2 protein-coding genes and 1 pseudogene are annotated in these 3,055 nt (G+C 71.6%); all 3 read left to right on the forward strand.

Translation table 11 applies throughout. From position 1 onward, the window contains the following. A pseudogene (locus NQ160_RS21415) lies at window positions 1-473 on the forward strand (aldehyde dehydrogenase family protein); the annotation flags it as partial. After that, window positions 470-2,227: a glycoside hydrolase family 35 protein gene (locus NQ160_RS21420; protein WP_257517088.1), complete on the forward strand. Its 1,758-nt coding sequence runs from the start codon at window positions 470-472 to the stop codon at window positions 2,225-2,227. The pseudogene NQ160_RS21415 and the gene NQ160_RS21420, both read left to right, overlap by 4 nt. 40 nt (window positions 2,228-2,267) lie before the next feature. After that, window positions 2,268-3,055: NAD-dependent epimerase/dehydratase family protein (locus NQ160_RS21425; protein WP_257517089.1), on the forward strand; the 788-nt coding region annotated here is incomplete at its 3' end.

Genomic DNA, 3,055 nt, shown 5'->3' on the forward strand with positions numbered 1-3,055 from the left:
CGACCGACGCCGCAGCGGTCGCCGAACGCGCGGAGACCCTCCTCGAGGAGTGCTTCGGCCCGGTGACGCTGCTCATCCGCTACGACGGCGACGAGGATCTGCACCGGGCGCTCCGCGCCGTGCAGGGGTGCCTGACCGCGACGCTCCACGCCGAGGACACCGACGACGTCGCCGAGACCCTGGCGCTGCTGCAGGACCGCGCCGGTCGCGTGCTCTTCGCCGGGTGGCCCACGGGCGTCGCCGTCACCTGGTCGCAGCACCACGGCGGTCCGTGGCCGGCGACGACGTCGCTGCACACCTCGGTGGGAGCGACGGCGATCCGCCGGTTCCTGCGGCCCATCGTCTTCCAGGACGCCCCGCCGCGCCTCCTCCCCCCGGTGCTGCGCGACGAGGTCCTGGCGACGCTCCCGCACCGCCGAAACGGCGTGCTGACGACCGCCGGAAAACGCTTGCCCGATACGCTTGGGGCATGACTTCGCGCTTTCAGATCGGCGAGACCGACTTCCTGCTCGACGGCGAGCCCCACCGCATCATCTCGGGAGCCCTGCACTACTTCCGGGTGCACCCCGACCTCTGGCGCGACCGGCTGCGCAAAGCCCGGCTGATGGGCCTCAACGCCATCGAGACCTACGTCGCGTGGAACGCGCACGAACCGGTGCAGGGCCAGTGGGATGCCGCGGGCGGCCTCGACCTCGGCCGGTTCCTCGACCTCGTCGCCGAGGAGGGCATGCACGCCATCGTGCGCCCTGGGCCCTACATCTGCGCCGAGTGGCACAACGGCGGCCTGCCGACGTGGCTGACCGCCGACGCCGACATGAAGCTGCGCAGCTCCGACCCGCGCTACCTCGCGGCCGTGACGAGCTTCCTCGACCGCATCAACGCGATCGTCGCGCCACGACAGATCGACCGGGGCGGCAGCGTGATCCTGGTGCAGATCGAGAACGAGTACGGCGCGTACGGCGCCGACAAGGCGTACTTGGCCGAGCTCATCCGCGTCACGCGCGCGGCCGGCATCACGGTGCCCCTCACCCAGGTCGACCAGCCCATCCCGCACATGCTCGAGGGCGGCGCACACGACGGCCTGCACAAGACCGGGTCGTTCGGTTCCCGCATCTCGGAGCGCCTGGCGACCCTGCGCGAGCACCAGCCGACCGGGCCGCTCATGTGTATGGAATTCTGGTGCGGCTGGTTCGATCACTGGGGCGAGAAGCACCACACCACGACCTTCGCCGACGCCGCCCGCGACCTCGACGAGCTGCTCGCGGCGGGCGCATCGGTGAACATCTACATGGTGCACGGCGGCACGAACTTCGGCCTGACCAACGGCGCGAACGACTCCGGCCGCTACCTGCCGATGGTCACGAGCTACGACTACGACTCCCCGATCAGCGAGTCCGGTGACATCACCGAGAAGTTCCGCGCCTTCCGCGACGTCATCGCCAAGCACGCCCCGGTGCCCGACGAGCCGCTCCCCGAGCCCGTCGACGCGCCGGTGCTGCAGGTCGCGCTGCAGTCGGTCGGCGACCCGCTGCCGCTCGTTGCCTCCGACCGCGGCACGTTCGAGGCTCCGCCGACGCTCGACGAGCTCGGCTCCGACCTCGTGCTCGCCGAGTACACCGCCGCCGTCGACACCGACCGCACCCGCGTGCTCGACGCCGACGTGCGCGACTACGCCTGGGTGGCGCTCGATGACCGCCCCGTCGGCATCCTGCAGCGCACGATCGGCGACCTCGCGATGCCCCTGCCCGCCGGCGCCCGGCTGCGGCTGCTCGTCGAAGAGACCGGCCGCGTCAACTACGACACCAAGATCGGCGAGCCCAAGGGTCTCGTCGGCGACGTGCGGCTCGACGGCGACCCGATCCCCGGCCCCTGGCACGTGCGCACGTTCGACGTCCCGGCCCTCGGAGCCGCGGCCGCCGGCGCCGCAGCGGCCGATGCCGTCGGCGCCGGACCTGCCGCGGGACCGGTGGGCCTGCGTGGGTCGTTCGAGCTCGCGGCATCCGCGGATCTCTTCCTCGACACCGCCGGCTGGGGCAAGGGCTACGCGTGGGTCAACGGGTTCTTCCTGGGCCGCTACTGGCGCCGCGGTCCGCAGCGCACGCTCTATGTGCCCGGCCCCGTCACCCGGCAGGGCACGAACGAGATCGTCGTGGTCGAGCTCGAGGCGATCACGGATGCCACCGCACGCTTCGTCGCACGCCCCGATCTCGGCCACGAGGTCGAGTAGGCCTGCTCTCCGGCGCCCCGGTATCGGGCAGGATGGAAGCATGTCCTGGCTTGTCACCGGCGGCGCCGGCTACATCGGCGCCCACATCGTCCGCGCGCTCGGCTCCGCCGGGCTCAGCCCCGTCGTGATCGACGACCTCTCCAGCGGCCACGCGTCGTTCGTGCCCGAGGGTGTGCCCTTCGTGCAGGGAACCATCCTCGACCGCGCGCTCGTGGAGCAGACCCTGCGTGAGCACGACGTCGAGGGCGTCATCCACGTTGCCGGCTTCAAGTACGCCGGGGTGTCGGTCAAGCGGCCGCTGCACACCTACGAGCAGAACGTCGAGGGCACCCGCGTGGTGCTGCAGGCGATGGCGGATGCCGGTGTCGACAAGCTCGTCTTCTCGTCGTCGGCCGCCGTCTACGGCACCCCCGACGTCGAGCTCGTGACCGAGGACCTCCCCAAGCGCCCGGCGTCGCCCTACGGCGAGTCGAAGCTGATCGGCGAGTGGCTGATCCGCGACCAGGCCGTCGCGACCGCCGAGGACGAGCGGCCGCTGCGACACACCTCGCTGCGCTACTTCAACGTCGTCGGCTCCGGCGACCTCGCCGTCTACGACACCAGCCCGCACAACCTGTTCCCGCTGGTGTTCGAGGCGCTCATCGAGGGCCGCACCCCGCGCATCAACGGCGACGACTACGCCACCCCCGACGGCACCAACGTGCGCGACTACGTGCACGTCGCCGACATCGCCGCCGCCCACGTCGTGGCCGCCGAGCGCCTGGCCGCAGGCAAGCCGCTCGAGGCGGCGTACAACCTGGGGTCGCGCAACGGCCTGTCGGTGCGCCA

This window comes from Microbacterium sp. zg.Y909, from assembly GCF_024626565.1.

Bases quoted from the DNA above. Each gene is read 5' to 3' on its own strand.
- NQ160_RS21420 (WP_257517088.1), top strand. From the start codon at position 470: ATGACTTCGCGCTTTCAGATCGGCGAGACCGACTTCCTGCTCGACGGC.